General features: G+C 67.0%; 13 protein-coding genes. 5 read left to right on the forward strand and 8 right to left on the reverse strand.

The features are described 5' to 3' along the window. Positions 1 to 22 precede the first annotated feature (22 nt). Both AC1DX2_RS18630 and AC1DX2_RS18635 read right to left on the reverse strand, forming a co-directional pair. Entirely contained in the window at positions 23 to 637 is a 615-nt protein-coding gene (locus AC1DX2_RS18630) for a hypothetical protein (protein ID WP_477197892.1), read from the reverse strand. Positions 638 to 725: 88 nt separating this feature from the next. Then, the gene (locus AC1DX2_RS18635; RefSeq protein WP_477197893.1) at positions 726 to 1,568 is read right to left on the reverse strand and encodes a class I SAM-dependent methyltransferase; all 843 of its coding nucleotides are present in this window, start codon (positions 1,566 to 1,568) and stop codon (positions 726 to 728) included. 199 nt (positions 1,569 to 1,767) lie between these two features. On the opposite strand from AC1DX2_RS18635, the gene AC1DX2_RS18640 reads away from it, so the two are divergent. Both AC1DX2_RS18640 and AC1DX2_RS18645 read left to right on the forward strand, forming a co-directional pair. Then, on the forward strand, positions 1,768 to 3,513 hold the full coding sequence (locus AC1DX2_RS18640; protein ID WP_477197894.1) for an Ig-like domain-containing protein: 1,746 nt from the start codon (positions 1,768 to 1,770) through the stop codon (positions 3,511 to 3,513). Positions 3,514 to 3,541: 28 nt separating this feature from the next. Beyond that, the gene (locus tag AC1DX2_RS18645) at positions 3,542 to 4,441 is read left to right on the forward strand and encodes a c-type cytochrome (protein ID WP_477197895.1); all 900 of its coding nucleotides are present in this window, start codon (positions 3,542 to 3,544) and stop codon (positions 4,439 to 4,441) included. Positions 4,442 to 4,444: 3 nt separating this feature from the next. On the opposite strand, the gene yidD is transcribed toward AC1DX2_RS18645, so the two are convergent. Further along, entirely contained in the window at positions 4,445 to 4,930 is a 486-nt protein-coding gene (gene yidD / locus AC1DX2_RS18650; RefSeq protein ID WP_477197896.1) for a membrane protein insertion efficiency factor YidD, read from the reverse strand. A gap of 128 nt (positions 4,931 to 5,058) precedes the next feature. Further along, complete coding sequence (locus tag AC1DX2_RS18655) at positions 5,059 to 6,768, reverse strand: phospholipase D family protein (protein ID WP_477197897.1); 1,710 nt, start codon at positions 6,766 to 6,768, stop codon at positions 5,059 to 5,061. On the opposite strand from AC1DX2_RS18655, the gene mdtD reads away from it, so the two are divergent. Both mdtD and AC1DX2_RS18665 read left to right on the forward strand, forming a co-directional pair. After that, positions 6,767 to 8,209, forward strand: coding sequence for a multidrug transporter subunit MdtD (gene mdtD, locus AC1DX2_RS18660; RefSeq protein ID WP_477197898.1), 1,443 nt, complete (start codon positions 6,767 to 6,769; stop codon positions 8,207 to 8,209). The two genes, AC1DX2_RS18655 and mdtD, sit on opposite strands and share 2 nt — an antisense overlap. Positions 8,210 to 8,296: 87 nt before the next feature. Next, on the forward strand, positions 8,297 to 8,776 hold the full coding sequence (locus AC1DX2_RS18665) for a hypothetical protein (RefSeq protein WP_477197899.1): 480 nt from the start codon (positions 8,297 to 8,299) through the stop codon (positions 8,774 to 8,776). On the opposite strand, the gene AC1DX2_RS18670 is transcribed toward AC1DX2_RS18665, so the two are convergent. Both AC1DX2_RS18670 and AC1DX2_RS18675 read right to left on the reverse strand, forming a co-directional pair. Continuing rightward, entirely contained in the window at positions 8,773 to 9,711 is a 939-nt protein-coding gene (locus AC1DX2_RS18670) for a YihY/virulence factor BrkB family protein (protein WP_477197900.1), read from the reverse strand. The genes AC1DX2_RS18665 and AC1DX2_RS18670 overlap by 4 nt on opposite strands. 87 nt (positions 9,712 to 9,798) lie before the next feature. Continuing rightward, positions 9,799 to 10,515 carry a TetR/AcrR family transcriptional regulator gene (locus AC1DX2_RS18675; protein WP_477197901.1) on the reverse strand — a complete coding sequence of 239 codons (717 nt, stop codon included), beginning with the start codon at positions 10,513 to 10,515 and terminating at the stop codon, positions 9,799 to 9,801. A 107-nt stretch (positions 10,516 to 10,622) separates the two neighbouring features. On the opposite strand from AC1DX2_RS18675, the gene AC1DX2_RS18680 reads away from it, so the two are divergent. Continuing rightward, the gene (locus AC1DX2_RS18680; protein WP_477197902.1) at positions 10,623 to 11,294 is read left to right on the forward strand and encodes a hypothetical protein; all 672 of its coding nucleotides are present in this window, start codon (positions 10,623 to 10,625) and stop codon (positions 11,292 to 11,294) included. Here AC1DX2_RS18680 and AC1DX2_RS18685 read toward each other — a convergent pair. Together AC1DX2_RS18685 and AC1DX2_RS18690 are read right to left on the reverse strand one after the other, a co-directional pair. After that, on the reverse strand, positions 11,186 to 11,698 hold the full coding sequence (locus tag AC1DX2_RS18685; protein WP_477197903.1) for a hypothetical protein: 513 nt from the start codon (positions 11,696 to 11,698) through the stop codon (positions 11,186 to 11,188). The genes AC1DX2_RS18680 and AC1DX2_RS18685 overlap by 109 nt on opposite strands. Before the next feature lie 11 nt (positions 11,699 to 11,709). Next, complete coding sequence (locus AC1DX2_RS18690) at positions 11,710 to 13,758, reverse strand: PepSY domain-containing protein (protein WP_477197904.1); 2,049 nt, start codon at positions 13,756 to 13,758, stop codon at positions 11,710 to 11,712. Between the last annotated feature and the right edge of the window lie 136 nt (positions 13,759 to 13,894).

Here is a 13,894-nt window from a genome sequence, read left to right on the forward strand (position 1 = left end):
ACCTCGCACCTCTCCACGGCGACTAAAACAGCAGTCCTGGCGCGCCGCCCTGGCACTTCGGGCATTTGCGCTGAAACACGTCGCTGCCGTTGGCGCCGTACACATGGTCGCAGCCGGCGCGGCCGCACTCCATGCGGTAGACCTTCTGCTGGTGGTCATTGCCGGGCACACCACGGTGGCCGGCGCAGCGCTGGCCATTGGGGTTGACATAGCCTATGCGCGTGGTGGCGGTGCCACCGGCCAGGTAGTTGTCAGCCGTGGGCGCCAGCAGCGGCCACAGGCGGCGCACATCGTCCACGCTGCACAGCCGCACGGTGAGCTCACCCTTGCCGTTCTCAGTCAGCGTGTCGAACTGCGCGGCCAGCTCCTCTTCGGACCAGTGCTGGCGCAGGAAGGCCGGCTTGCGAAAGCAAAACAACAGCGCCTCGCGGTGCACCTCGCAGGCAAACGGCTGCACGCCTTGCGCGTCCTCGAAGCGCAACTCCAGCAGTGCGCCTTTCTTGTGCGGGCAGCAGCTGTGGTGCGGGTCTTCGGCGGCCAGGCCCACCAGGTGGCGCCAGGCATCGCGCACCTGCGCCTCGGTGATGCGCTGGGCACACTCGCGGTACAGCATGGCATGGCGGGCCTGGGCAAGCACGGCATTCTCCTTCAGGCCGCACTTTACACAGGCGGCGCGAGAACGGCCAGCAGAACCGCCAGCCAAGCGGCCGGCGGCCGCCACGGCACTAGCCGGCGAAGCGGTGCGCCCGCGAACGCGCGGCCATGCCTTCCCAGCTGGCGGCGCACAGGCTGGCATCGTCGCAACGGCGCAACGCGACGAAGAACTCCTGCTGGTTCACCTCGGTGTCGTGAAAGTGCTCGCAGGCAAAAGCCACCAGGCGCTGGCGCGCAAGCTCGGCCAGCAGCCGGGCCAGCGCGGCGGGGGTGAATGCCCAGCAGCGTACCGGCTCGTGACCATCCGGCGCCGGGCCATCGTGTTCGGCGCGCTCGGCCAGCGCCAGCGCGCCGGCCAGGTCATGGCGGCGGCGCAGCAACGCCGGCTCCAGCGGGCCGCGCCATGCAGCTTGCGTGTCCACCTCGGCCAAGTGCAGGTAGTGCTCCAGCGCGCACTGCGTGCCAGGCGCCTGCGCGCGGCGCTGCCAGGCATGCAGCACGTCGGCCAGGCCGCTGGTGCGGCGCAAGTGGTCGGCGCCGAAGCGCTTGTCCGGCACCGCCAGGCGCAACTGGCCACCCGGCTTGAGCAGCAGTTGCAGCTCACGCAGCCAACCGATCAGGTCTGGCGCCTGCGCCACCCCGTGAGGGGCCAGCACAAAGTCCAGCCCGAAAAAGGGCTCGGCAGTGACAGCGCGGCGCAACTGCTGCACGCTGTGTGCCTGGTGCACCCAGCCTTCTTGCGGCAACAGCACCAGGCCGTCCGGCGCAAGCAGCTCGGCACCCAGCCCACGCGATGTGTCCAGCCCCTGCAGCAGCTTGTCGCGCCGCCAGGACGCCGGACGCAACCAGCGCACCAGCCCTGCGCCGCGCGCGCGAACCACCGGCAGGGACAAGGCGAGCAGATGGGCAGACATGGTCGTTGTTATGAGTTTGGGTTCTGGACCCTTCACCTGTTGGATGAAGGCGTGCGCGGATTCTAGGAACGGCGTGCGCACACCGCCATCCCCCGAAAGAGGGTTTCTTGGCCTGCGCGCGCAGCCAGGCCGTCGACTGATACATGCCTGACACGGATTAACACAGTTGTTACGTCAAATCACTGACAATGGCCATGCCATGGCTACTGCACCCCCACCCGTCCTGTCTTACAGCATCAACAGCACCTACGTGAGCGAGGGCGCGGGGACCGTCACCTTTTTCATCAACCGCACATCCACCGGCGCTTTCCCGGCGGCGACGTTTTACGTCAAAACGGCTACAAGCGAAGGTTTCGCCAATGGCGCCGACTACGTCGACATCAGCTTCGGTTACCTGTCCTTCAGCGCCGGACAGACCCAGGCCACGGTCACCGTCACCATCAACGACGACAAGACCATCGAGCCCAACGAGACCTTTGCACTGCTGGTGCAGGCCAGCCCCTACGACCCGAACACGACCTATGTGGTCAAAGGCCTGTTCACCATCCTGGACAACGATGGCGCGCCGCAGCCCAGTGACCTTATCGGGCCTTCAGTCTATGACTACAGCCCCGCCAACGGTGACCCCGCCGTACCGGTGAACAGCAACATCATCGTCACCTTCACCGAGAACATCCGGCTGGGCAACAGCGGCTTCATCTACCTGCGCGACAGCACCGGCACCATCGTCGAGACCTTCAATGTGCGCACCAGCGCCGGCCTGAGCGTCAAGGGCAACGTGCTGACCATAGACCCGGCCGCACCACTGGCCACCAAGACCGGCTACACGGTGGAGATCACCGCCGGCGCGGTGGCCGACCTGTCAGGCAACCCGTTTGCCGGCAACGGCAACTACCAGTTCGCCACTGCCGACAACCCCGGCATCGTCGTCACGGGCACCGACGGCAACGACGTCATCCAGGGCACCAGTGGCGACGACGTCCTGAACGGCGGCGCCGGCAACGACGCCATCGACGGCGGCGCCGGCAACGACATGCTGGACGGCGGCACCGGCGCCGACACCATGAGCGGTGGCGACGGCAACGACACCTACTACGTCGACAACGTGGGCGACAAGGTGGTCGAGACCAACAACAACGCGGCCCAGTTGGTGACCGGTCCACGCGGTGCCGACGTCGGCCGCGCGGTGGACAAGGTCATCGCCAGCATCAACTACACGCTGACCAATTTCGTCGAGAACCTGACGCTGTCCAACGCCGCCGGCAACATCAACGGCGGCGGCAACGCGCTGAACAACGTGCTGCTGGGCAATGAGGGCAACAATGTCTTCAAGGGCGACGCCGGCAACGACTCCATCGACGGCAGCGCCGGCTCCGACACAGCCGTCTACAACGGCAAGATGGCCGACTACATCATCACCCGGGGCGCCACCACGGCCGACAACGCCACGCTGACCGACAAGCGCGGCATCGAGTTCAACGACGCCACCGACACCATCGTCAACATCGAGCGGCTGCAGTTCGCCGACAAGAGCATCGCCGTCGACATGACGCTGGGGCAGGCCGGCGGCAAGGCCGCGCTGACCATGGGTGCGCTGCTGGGCCCGGGCTTCCTGCAGGACAAGACCTGGGCCGGCATCTTCATGAAGTATTTCGACGGCGGCGCCAGCCTGCTGGACGGCGCCACGCTGCTGGTCGTCGCCGGCATACTGCCCGCCCTTGCCGGCAGCGACAGCAACGCCGCGCTGGTGAAATGGGTCTATGGCAATGTGGTGGGCAGCGCCCCCGATGCCGCCACGCTGGCCGCCCAGGTGGCACCGCTGGACAACCACAGCGTCAGCCAGGCCGAGTGGTTTGCCACCGTGGTGGCCAGCGAGCAGAACCAGACCCACGTGCAGTTGACGGGCCTGGCCACCACCGGCTGGGAATTCGTGCCATCGGTCTGACCGCAAAAAAACAGGGAGTTAGCAAATCATGAACCACAGCATTCGCATGCTGGCCAGCGCGGCGCTGGCTATTCTGGCCGCGGCACTGATCGCCGCATTTCCGGTCGGCGCCTTGGCTGCCGAGCCCGCCACCGCGGCCCAACTGGCAAGAGGCAAGTACCTGATGGAAGGCCCCGTGGCCTGCGCCAACTGCCACATCGCGCGCGACGACAAGGGCCAGCCCCTGTTTGCCAAAGGCATGTCCGGCGGCATGGTGTTCGACGAAAAACCCTTCACCGCGCGCGCGCCCAACATCACGCCCGACGCCAAGACCGGCATCGGCCAATGGACCGACGCCCAACTGGCCCGGGCCATACGCGAAGGTGTGCGGCCGGACAAGAGCGTCATCGGCCCGCCGATGCCGGTGGAGTTCTACCGTCACATCGCCGACGATGACCTGGCCGCCATCATCGCCTACCTGCGCGCGCAGCCGGCAGTGGCCAATGCGGTGCCCAAGTCCGACTACCGCATCCCGCTGCCACCCAGCTATGGCCCCGCCGTGCAGGCCGTGAAGGCGCCACCGCCCAGCGACAAGCTCAAGTACGGCGAGTACCTGGCCAACATCGCGCATTGCATGGAATGCCACACGCCGCGCGACAAGGGGCAACTGGTGCGCGCCAGCTGGGGAGCCGGCGGCATGGTGTTCACCGGCCCCTGGGGCCAGAGCGTGGCGCGCAACCTGACGCCCCACGAGACCGGCCTGAAGAACTGGAGCGACGCTGAGATCGCCAAGGCGATCCGTGAAGGCGTCAGCAGGAACGGCCAGCCGCTCAAACCCCCCATGGGCTTTGGCTTCTACAAGAACATCAACGACGCCGACATGGCTGCGCTGATCGCCTACCTGCGCTCGCTGAAAGCCGTCAGCGTGGGCGGCGCGGCGAAGTCCTGAGGCTCAAAAGCCCACCTCTTCCCCGGGGCGCGGGCCGGGGCGCCCGGGCAGCTTGACCTGCGGCGGAATGTAGACGTATTTCTCCTGTTGCGACGAACGCCGGCTGCGCCTGCTGCTGTCGCAACCGCCGGGGTTGCAACTGCTGAACACGTCGCTCAGGCAATGCAGGTCGGAAGGGCAGGCCGAGCCCGCGTCGCAGCTTGGCGCACAGCCGAGGTCGAAACCAAAGTCGCAATACCCACGCTGCCTGGCCAGCATGGCCACGGGCGGGGGCAGCCCATAGCGCCGGTGGGCCACGCCGCACAGCATGGTGCGCTGGCGTATCAGCGCCAAGCCGCGCAGCGCGCCATAGCGCCGCACTGCCCGGTAGCCCAGCGTGGAACAGCTGGCGCGGCCTGTGTGCGCGCGGTAGGCGCAGCAAAAGCCCTTGTAGGGCGACACGTAGCGCTGGTAGACGCGGATCGCCGCCAGCATCAACTCCCTGGTCATGCACCACACTCTACCGCCGGTCGCGCGCTTGAACCATCCCCCATCCGGGGGGATCGCTATTTGAAGCTGTCCGGCTCGCTGGTCCTGGCGCGCCGCTTGTAAAACGTTCGCGCATGCCGGCCGCACACTTACAGCTCACGCTCCGGAATGAAGGGCGACAGCAGCCACAGCTTGAAGCGCAGCCAGGCGGTGGTCTCGGGCGGTGTGTCGTGCACGATGACGCGGCCGTCGTCATCGCGCTCCAGCCATTGCACGCGGTTGCCGTCCGGCGCCAGGCGCAGCAGGTAGGCGCTGCCGGGGTCGGAGAAGTTTTCCAGCTGACGCGCCAGCTCCGCGCTGTCGATGATGATCCCCAGCTCCGTGTTGAGAAGGGCCGAGCGCGGGTCCAGATTCATGGAGCCCATGAACACCTGCGCGTGGTCCACGATGGCGCTTTTCATGTGCAGCGCGCCGGTGGCGTTGCCGCTGCGGCTGCCACGGAAGATGCCGGCCTTGCTGCGCTTGATGGACAGCGTGGGGCTGAGCTCGTGGATCTGCACCCCCATGGCCAACAGCTCCTTCAGGTGCCGGGTGTAGCCCACGTAGACCCAGGGCTCGTCGGTGGCGGCCAGTGAGTTGGTGATCACGAGCACCCCCACGCCGTACTTGCGCGCAACCCCCATTGCGGCCACCGCACCTTCCGACGGCACGAAATACGGCGACACCAGGCGCACCTGCTGGCGCGCCGTCGAGAACCACTGCATGGCCTCTTCCATCACAGTGCCACTGAGGGAATTGGCGCGCTCGTTGTCGCCAGCCGTCTTGCTCAAGCGGTCGTACAGCACACGGGCGCGGGCCGGCACCAACGGGCTGATGCGCCCGCGCGCCAGGTCAAACGGCAGGTCCAGCATGGGCTTGATACCCTCGGGCAGCTGGTCGCGGCTGGGGTAGCCGTCGGGCGCCTGGGTTTCCACGCCGAAGAGGTCCACCGCCGGCGTCAGATCGGTGACGGCGGTCGCGGCCTCAAAACGCTGGCGCAACTGCTCCGGGCTCAGCCCGCCGGCGTTGGCGATGGCCTGCACCGGGTACACCACCTCGCTGTTCCAGTAGTGGTCAAACGCCTTCGACAAGTCGTGCACCACCGGCCCGGCGACGAAGATGTCCATGTCGATGAAGTTGGGCAGGCCCGGCTTGTTGAACACATACTCGTCAGCGATGTTGCGGCCACCGGCCAGCGCGGCGGTGTTGTCGGCCACGAACAGCTTGTTGTGCATGCGCCGGTTCACCCGGCCGAGGTCGCCCAGCGCGGCCAAGAGCCGCGTGGTGTAGCTGCCGCGCCCGCCCACAAAGGGGTTGAACAGCCGCAGCTGCACGTTGGGGTGGGCGGCCAGGCCCAGCAGCATTTCGTCCTCGCCCACGGTGTACAGGTCGTCGATCAGCACGCGCACGCGCACGCCGCGCGCGGCAGCGTCGCGCAGCTCGCGCATCAGCGCACGGCCGGCGTTGTCGCCCTGCAGCAGGTAGTACTGCACGTCCAGGCTGCGCGTGGCCAGGCGCGCCAGCGCCAGCCGGGTGGCCAGTGCGTTGGGGCCAAAAGGCTGCAACTGAAAGCCCGAGCGGCCATCGGCCGGCATGGCGGCGGCGGTGATGCGTGCCAGCGGCGTGTCCGCGGTGTTGGTGAAGGCGGTGCTGGGCACCACACCGGGGTGCGGCGGCAGGCTGGCGCAACCGGTCAGCGCGGCCACGCCCAAGCCCGCCAACGCCAACAGCAGCACGCGCAGCACCCCCCACCCCCCGCGCCGCAGGGTGGCCACTGGTGCAAACAATGCGTTGACGTTCATCAAGTAGCATGTTGCCATGAAAATCACCGCCGTCAGCGCAGCGGAGCAGCGCGAGCTCAACGCGTTGTTGTGGCTGGTGGCCTGCGGGTTTTTCATGCAGACGCTGGACGCCACCATCGTCAATACGGCGTTACCGGCCATGGCCCGCTCGCTCAACGCCAGCCCGCTGCGCATGCAGTCGGTGGTGGTGGCCTACTCGCTGACCATGGCCATGCTGATCCCGGCCTCGGGCTGGGTGGCCGATCGCTTTGGCCTGAAGCGTGTCTACCTGGGCGCCATCGCGCTGTTTGTGCTGGGGTCGCTGGCCTGCGCCGCTTCCAGCTCGCTGGACATGCTGGTGGCCGCGCGCGTGCTGCAGGGGGCGGGCGGCGCGCTGCTGCTGCCGGTGGGCAGGCTGTCCATCCTGCGCGCCTTTCCGCGCAGCAGCTTTCTGGCCGCCATGAGCTTCGTCGCCATCCCGGGCCTGATTGGCCCGCTGATCGGCCCCACGCTGGGCGGCTGGCTGGTGGAGGTGGCTTCCTGGCACTGGATCTTCTTGATCAACCTGCCGGTGGGCCTGGTGGGTGGCCTGGCCACGCTGCGCTACATGCGCGGCGACATGGCGACTGCCGTGGCCCGCTTTGACGTCACCGGCTACCTGCTGCTGGCCTTTGGCATGGCCTGCATCTCGCTGTCGCTGGACGGCCTGTCCAGCCTGGGCCTGCACCAGGCCGGCGTGCTGGTGCTGCTGGTGTTCGGCCTGGCGGCCTTGAGCGCCTACTGGCTGCATGCGGCGCGCAGCGAGCAGCCGCTGTATTCCACCAAGCTGTTTGGCATCCCCACCCTCAGCATCGGCCTGCTGGGCAACCTGTTTTCGCGCCTTGGCAGCTCCTGCATGCCGCTGTTGATCCCGCTGATGCTGCAGGTGGCCATGGGCTACCCACCGTCGCAGGCCGGCATGATGCTGCTGCCGGTGGCGATTGCTGGCATGGGCATGAAGCGCCTGACCACCACGCTGCTGACGCGCCACGGCTACCGCACGGTGCTGGTGGCCAACACCACACTGTTGGGCCTGCTGATCGCCAGCTTCGCACTCACCCCCGCCACATGGCCCTGGTGGCTGCTGGCCTTGCAGCTGGCGTGCTTCGGTGCCGTGAACTCGCTGCAGTTCACCGCCATGAACACGCTGACGCTGAAAGACCTGGACCCGGCCCACGCCAGCAGCGGCAACGGCCTGCTGTCCATGACGCAGATGCTGGCTCTGGGCATGGGCGTGGCAGCCGGCGGCGCTGTGCTGGGCGCCTTCACCGCGCTGTTTGGCAGTGGTACACCGGCGCAGGCGCTGCAGTCGCTGCACGCCACCTACATCTGCATGGGGCTGATCACCCTGGCCTCGGCCGGCATCTTCGCGCAGCTGAAACCCTCGGAAAGCGCCGTGCCGCAGGCCGAAGCGGTGGAGTCCACCCTGGGCGAGGGCTGACCCGATCGCCATTGGCCTACACTGTCCCGCGCGGGCCTGTGCGCCCCGCTTGCCATTTGTAGCCTGACTTTTTCGGAGAACCCCGCCATGCACCGCCGCCACTTGCTGGGCCTTGCCGCCGCCTCACTGCTCACCCTCTCTGGGTGTTCTTACCTCGGCATGGGCAGCAGCAGCACACCCAGCGCCCCAGCGCCCATGCCGGCGCCCAACCTCACCGGCACCTGGGTGCCGCGCCAGGCCGAGCTGGGTGGGCGCGACTACGCCTTGGGCAACTTCCGCAACGCCATGTTGACGGTCAGCGCCCAGGGTGACTACGAGTTCGGCACCGACAAGGGCCGCATCACGCTGCTACCCGGCCAGCTGCCACCCTACAAGATGGACATCCAGGGCAAGCAAGGCCCCAACGCGGGGCGCACCATCCTGGCGGCCTATGCGATGGAAAACGAAGAACTGATCGTGTGCTACCAGCTGGCGCGCGACGGCGAACGCCCAGGCAGCCTGATTTCGCCGGATGGCTCGGCTGTGCTGCTGGTGCGCTACAGGCGCCTGGCGCCGGCGGTCGGCTAGCCGCCGCCCGGGGCAGGGGAAGCGGGCTTGGCGGCTTCAGCAGCGGCCAGCTCGTTCTCCAGCCGTTCGTATTCCGAGATCACCTGTGCGCCCAGCAGCAACAGCGCGGCCAATATTTCCATGCACAGCAGCGCCACCACCGCCGTGGTCAGCGAGCCGTAGACCACGCTGGCCTTGGACAGCTTGGTGAAGTAGAGCACCAACAGGTGGCGCAACAACTCCCACGCCAGCGTGGCCGCCACGCCGCCCACCAGCGCGTGGCGCAGCGGCATGCGGCCAACCGGCAGCACCAGGTACAGCGTGGCCAGCAGCAGCGCCTCCACCGCCAGGCCCAGCAGGTACAGCATCAATCCCGAAAGGCCTTGCAACGACCACTCCACCCCGAGCAGGTGCACGCTGTGTTCGCCCATCGTCTGCAAACCGGTGGAGAGGATGGTCATGGCCAGTAACGCGCAACTGAGTGCCAGCACAAAGGCATAGGGCAACAGCATGGACACGCCCCAATGCCGCTTGGCCACCATGCCGCGGTGCGGAAAGATCAGCCCCATGGACTTCTCCAGAATGGAAAACGCCAGCGAGCTGAAGAACAGCATGGTAACCACCAGCACGGCGCCGATGTAGGCGCGGTTGTCCAGGAAACCCGCCACATCACTCAGCAGCGAACGGGATTGACTGGGCACCAGCCACTCCAGATAGCGCCCCAAGGCGGCCAGCAGTTCCTGCTGCGGCACCCAGTGCGAAAGCGCGATGACCACCAGAATCAGCATCGGCAACAGCGACAGCAGCGCGTAATAGGCAATGGCCCCGGCCAGCAGCAAGCCCTGGTTGGCCAGGAACCCGCGCAGCGTGCGCAACGTGAAATCCAGCGGGTGCGCCAGGATGTGCACATAGGTCTGGTTCAGGATCGGGGGCAGCTTCAGTTTCGGCAACGGCATGCGGGGGGTTCTCCTGGTGCTCACGCTCCACGGCGGCGCGTCAACTGCTTTGTAGCAGGGGTGCGGCGCAAGGGTAGAGTCCACACCCTATGCGCCAATGGTCGCTTCACTGCGCGGGCCTGTCTGCATCAGGTCCACCAGCAAATCCAGCGTGGCCTGCATGGTCGCTTCTTCCTTCTCCGGTGCCACGCCCCATTGCGGCAGATGGCCATCCAGGTGCATGCGCACCAACCCGTAGGCACAGGCACGTGCCAGCAGGGCCAATGCGTCCACGTCGTGCGCCGCGCTCACCTGTCCCTGATCTTGCGCCATCTGCAGCGCCCGCACTGTCTGCTGGCGCACATCGTCAATGCTTTGGCGCAGGCCGGGCGAGCCCGCCAGATCGATCTGCTCGCGCGCCGAGATGATGCGCAGGTGCGCCGGGTGGCGCAGCGCCCACTGCAGGTAGCCCCGCCCGACAGTGCGCAGCCGGCCCAGCCCACCGCCCCGTGCGGCGCCGCCCCGCGGGGCGCCACCCACTGCCTTGCCGACCTCAATGGCCAGGCGCACGGCAGCCTCCTGGGCCACCGCCGTCATCAGCGCGCGCCGGTTCGGGAAATGGCGAAACGGCGCTGCGGGTGACACCCCAAGCAACCGCGCCGCTTCGCGCACGCTGACGCCCTCGGGCCCCTTCTGCTCGGCCAGTTGCAGGGCCGCCTGCACCAGCGCCTGGCGCAGGTTGCCGTGGTGGTAGGCATGAGCCTTGGCGGGCCTACCAGCTTTGGCGGCCCGGGTGGGTAGGGTGGACTTGGCAGCGGTGGTCAATGTAAGCACCTCGCATCAGCGCTGGACAGGGTGGGCATGTCGCCAATGTAATCTGTGCTTACATCAATTGCCAAGCCCTTTGCTCACCCACCGCTGAAAGAACCGCCATGACCTCACCCACCCCGCTCCCACCTGCCCCCGCCACAGGGCGGCCCAATGCCTCCCACCCGCACGGCGGCTGGCCACTGCTGGGCGCCATCGGTGCGACGCTGTTGCTGATGGCCGCTGCTGTGCTGTGGATGCAGCCCGATGTACAGGGCCTGCGCATGCTGATACGGTTGACGGCGCGCACCTCGCTGGTGTTGTTCCTGCTGGCCTTCACCGCGTCAAGCGCCGCGCGCCTGTGGCCCAACGCCTGGACGCGTTGGCAGTTGCGTCAGCGGCGCTACTTCGGCCTCGGCTTTGCGCTGTCGCACGCCATCCACGGGGCGGCCATCGTCAGCTTCGCGCAACTCGACAGCGTGGGCTTCCACCAAGCCAGCAACCTGGGCAACATCATCAGCGGCGGCATCGCCTACGTGTTCATCGCGCTGATGGCCGCCACCTCGTTCGATGGCGCCCGCCGCTGGCTGGGCGCGCGCGCCTGGGGTTGGCTGCACACGCTGGGCGCGCACTACATCTGGATCAGCTTCATGGTGACGTTTGGCAAGCGCATTCCGATGTCGCCGTATTACGCGCTGCCGGTGCTGGTGCTACTGGCGGCAATGGGGCTGCGCTTGAGAAGCAAGCCGGCCAGCAGCGCCAGCAAGCCCAACAACAGACCCCCCATGGACACATAGGTGATGGTCTGCACCAGCCAATGGTGGCGCGCCGCCCCCCGGCCCAGCGCGGGCGCAAGCAGGAACATGCTGAGCCAGGCCAGCGGGTACAGCGCTCCAAGACCCAGCAGCGCGGCAGTGACCTGCTTGCGCGCCGCGCTCAGCTCGGTCAGCGTCACCAGCAGCACCAGCCCCAGCAGGAAGCCCCCAATGCCGGCGGCGTGAAAATGCGCGCGCAGCGCCCAACGCCAGATGGCGTTCTGGCTGGCTGCGTCGTGCAGTTGCGGGTGGGCAGCAATGCCGGCGGCGACATAGCCCTGGTACATCTCCTCGTTGGCGCCGAAGGACACGCCCATGGCGATGCCCAGCAGCAGACAGGCGATGGACATGGCCAGGCCCCATTTGACCGGCGACAGCTTGTGCATGCGCGCCGCCCTCAGATGTCCAACACCAGCAGCGGCCCGCGGGCACGCGAACAGCAAGGTGTGAAGCAGTCCTGCGCGGCGCGTTCGCGCGCGGTCAGGAAGCGGTCGCGGTGCTCGGGCTCGCCATGCAGGACCTTGGTCAGGCAGGTGCCGCACACCCCTTCGGCGCAGGAGGTGGGTACCTCCACCCCGTTGGCGGCCAGCGCCGCCGTCACCGTCTGCGTGCTGGCCACGTGGATGACACGGCCCGAGCTGGCCAGGCGCACGTCGAACCCGGTGTTGTGCTCAGCATCGAACTGCTCGCCCGAAAAGAATTCGCGGTGCAGGTTGTCGGCCTGCCAACCCAAACGCTGGGCGGCGGCCATCACCTCGTCCATGAAGCGCACCGGCCCGCACACATACAGGTGAGTATCTGGATCAGGCGCGCCCAGCACGCGCTCGGCGTCAAAGCGCTGCTCTGCCGGGCCGTCGGAGAAGTGGAACTGCGCACGACCGGCAAAGCTGGCGCTCTGGACGCGCTCCAAAAAGGCGGCTCGCTGGCGCGAACGGGCGCAGTAGTGCAGCGTGAACGCATCGCCGGCGTGTGCCAGCCGCTCGGCCATGCACAGAATAGGGGTGATGCCAATGCCGCCGGCCAGCAGCAGCGAGCGGCGCGCGCCGTGCGCCAGGGAAAAATGGTTGCGCGGCAACCCCAGGCGCACCAGGTCGCCCTCCTGCAGCGCGTGCATGGCCAGCGAGCCACCGCGCGAGAATTCGTGTCGCAGCACGGCAACCTGGTAGCGGTGGGTTTCGCGCGGGTCGTTGCACAGCGAGTACTGGCGCACCAGGCCGTGCGGCAAAAACACATCCACATGCGCGCCGGCGCTGAAAGGCGGCAACGACCGGCCTTGCGGGTCGGTGAACTCAAAGCTGCAGATGCCTTCAGCCTCCACCGTCTTCTTCACCAGCTTCAGCGTCTGCTGCGACTGCACCGGCTTGCGCAGCTTGCGCCGCAGGTAAGGGCTGAAGCCCGAATAGGCCTGTACGCCCACACCCAGCACAGCCACCAGAAGCAGCAGTTGGTAGGGCAAGCCCCAGATCATGCCGGCATGCAGCGCGATGCAATAGAGGTAGATCTTGCGGCCCAGTTGCTGGTCGACCAGGTAGTTGTCCAGGCGCAACGTCTCACCGCTGAAGGCGTCCATGTAGTGGTAGCCCTTGGCCAGCTCGTGTGGCCTGTCCTTCAGCAGAATCTCGGCCTCAAAAGACGCCCCGGGCTTGGCCGGGTAGCGCAGCGACACCCATTCCAGGTCGGGCGCCAATTGGCGCGTTTTCTGCCAGAAAGCCTCTATGGGCAGGCGCTTGGTGCCCTCGGGCACGGGCTTGGACAGCGGTTTTTGCGGCGGCACATAGCCGGTGGCGCTGTAGATGGCATCCTTCACCGGCTCAAAGCCAATCGGCAGGCCGGTGACAGTGATCAGCAGCAGCACCAGCGCGCTGTACACCCCCACCACCTTGTGCAGGCTCAGCGTGCGCGCGCTGCCGGGTGCCTTGGTGTTGAATTTCAGTGCGGCCTTCAGAGCCTGGCGGTTACGCGGCCACCACAGCGCGATGCCACCACCGATCAGCAGCACCAGGAAGACGGTGCTGGCCCAGCCGGCCACCGTGCGGCCCAGCTTGAGGTCGCTGAAAAAGCGGAACCGGTGCAGCCAGTCCATCACGCCAAAGAAGCCACCATACTGGTTTTGCACGCCCAGCACCTTGCCCCGGCAGGGGTCCACATACACATAGTCCTTGTCGGTGAACATCACCGCCACCGACGCCGTGTCCTCGGTGGTCAACTCCACGCTGTGCAACTTGCCCTCGGGATGTGCTGCCTTGGCGATAGCAGCCAGCTTGTCCAGTGCCATCGGTGCCTCGCATTTGGGCACCACGTGCAGCTTGCCATAGAGCAGGTCGTCCAGCTGCGGGCGCAGCACGAAACCGGCGCCGGTCAGCGCCAGGAAAACCACCACCAGGCCGACGGTCAAGCCCGACCAGGTATGCAGCCACAATAGTTTCTTTCGGAAGTTGGGATTCATAAGTCGGTGTCCTCGGGCGCGTTCGTTGTTCATGGGGCCGGCTTGGGGCCAGTTGCCGTGCATGGTGCCCGCGCAACCTAGAATCAGCCTGAAGAATTCCTGAAATCGCGTTCATGTTCCGCCACCGCCGGTGCCC

Source organism: Hylemonella sp. P2_B10, from assembly GCF_056404875.1.

Excerpts from the sequence above, each read along its gene's own strand:
- AC1DX2_RS18685 (WP_477197903.1), bottom strand. The coding sequence starts at position 11,698 with ATGCACAAGCTGTCGCCGGTCAAATGGGGCCTGGCCATGTCCATCGCC.
- AC1DX2_RS18665 (WP_477197899.1), top strand. The coding sequence starts at position 8,297 with ATGCACCGCCGCCACTTGCTGGGCCTTGCCGCCGCCTCACTGCTCACC.
- AC1DX2_RS18640 (WP_477197894.1), top strand. The coding sequence starts at position 1,768 with ATGGCTACTGCACCCCCACCCGTCCTGTCTTACAGCATCAACAGCACC.
- AC1DX2_RS18645 (WP_477197895.1), top strand. The coding sequence starts at position 3,542 with ATGAACCACAGCATTCGCATGCTGGCCAGCGCGGCGCTGGCTATTCTG.
- AC1DX2_RS18655 (WP_477197897.1), bottom strand. The coding sequence starts at position 6,768 with ATGGCAACATGCTACTTGATGAACGTCAACGCATTGTTTGCACCAGTG.
- AC1DX2_RS18690 (WP_477197904.1), bottom strand. The coding sequence starts at position 13,758 with ATGAATCCCAACTTCCGAAAGAAACTATTGTGGCTGCATACCTGGTCG.
- AC1DX2_RS18635 (WP_477197893.1), bottom strand. The coding sequence starts at position 1,568 with ATGTCTGCCCATCTGCTCGCCTTGTCCCTGCCGGTGGTTCGCGCGCGC.
- AC1DX2_RS18670 (WP_477197900.1), bottom strand. The coding sequence starts at position 9,711 with ATGCCGTTGCCGAAACTGAAGCTGCCCCCGATCCTGAACCAGACCTAT.
- mdtD (WP_477197898.1), top strand. The coding sequence starts at position 6,767 with ATGAAAATCACCGCCGTCAGCGCAGCGGAGCAGCGCGAGCTCAACGCG.
- yidD (WP_477197896.1), bottom strand. The coding sequence starts at position 4,930 with ATGACCAGGGAGTTGATGCTGGCGGCGATCCGCGTCTACCAGCGCTAC.
- AC1DX2_RS18680 (WP_477197902.1), top strand. The coding sequence starts at position 10,623 with ATGACCTCACCCACCCCGCTCCCACCTGCCCCCGCCACAGGGCGGCCC.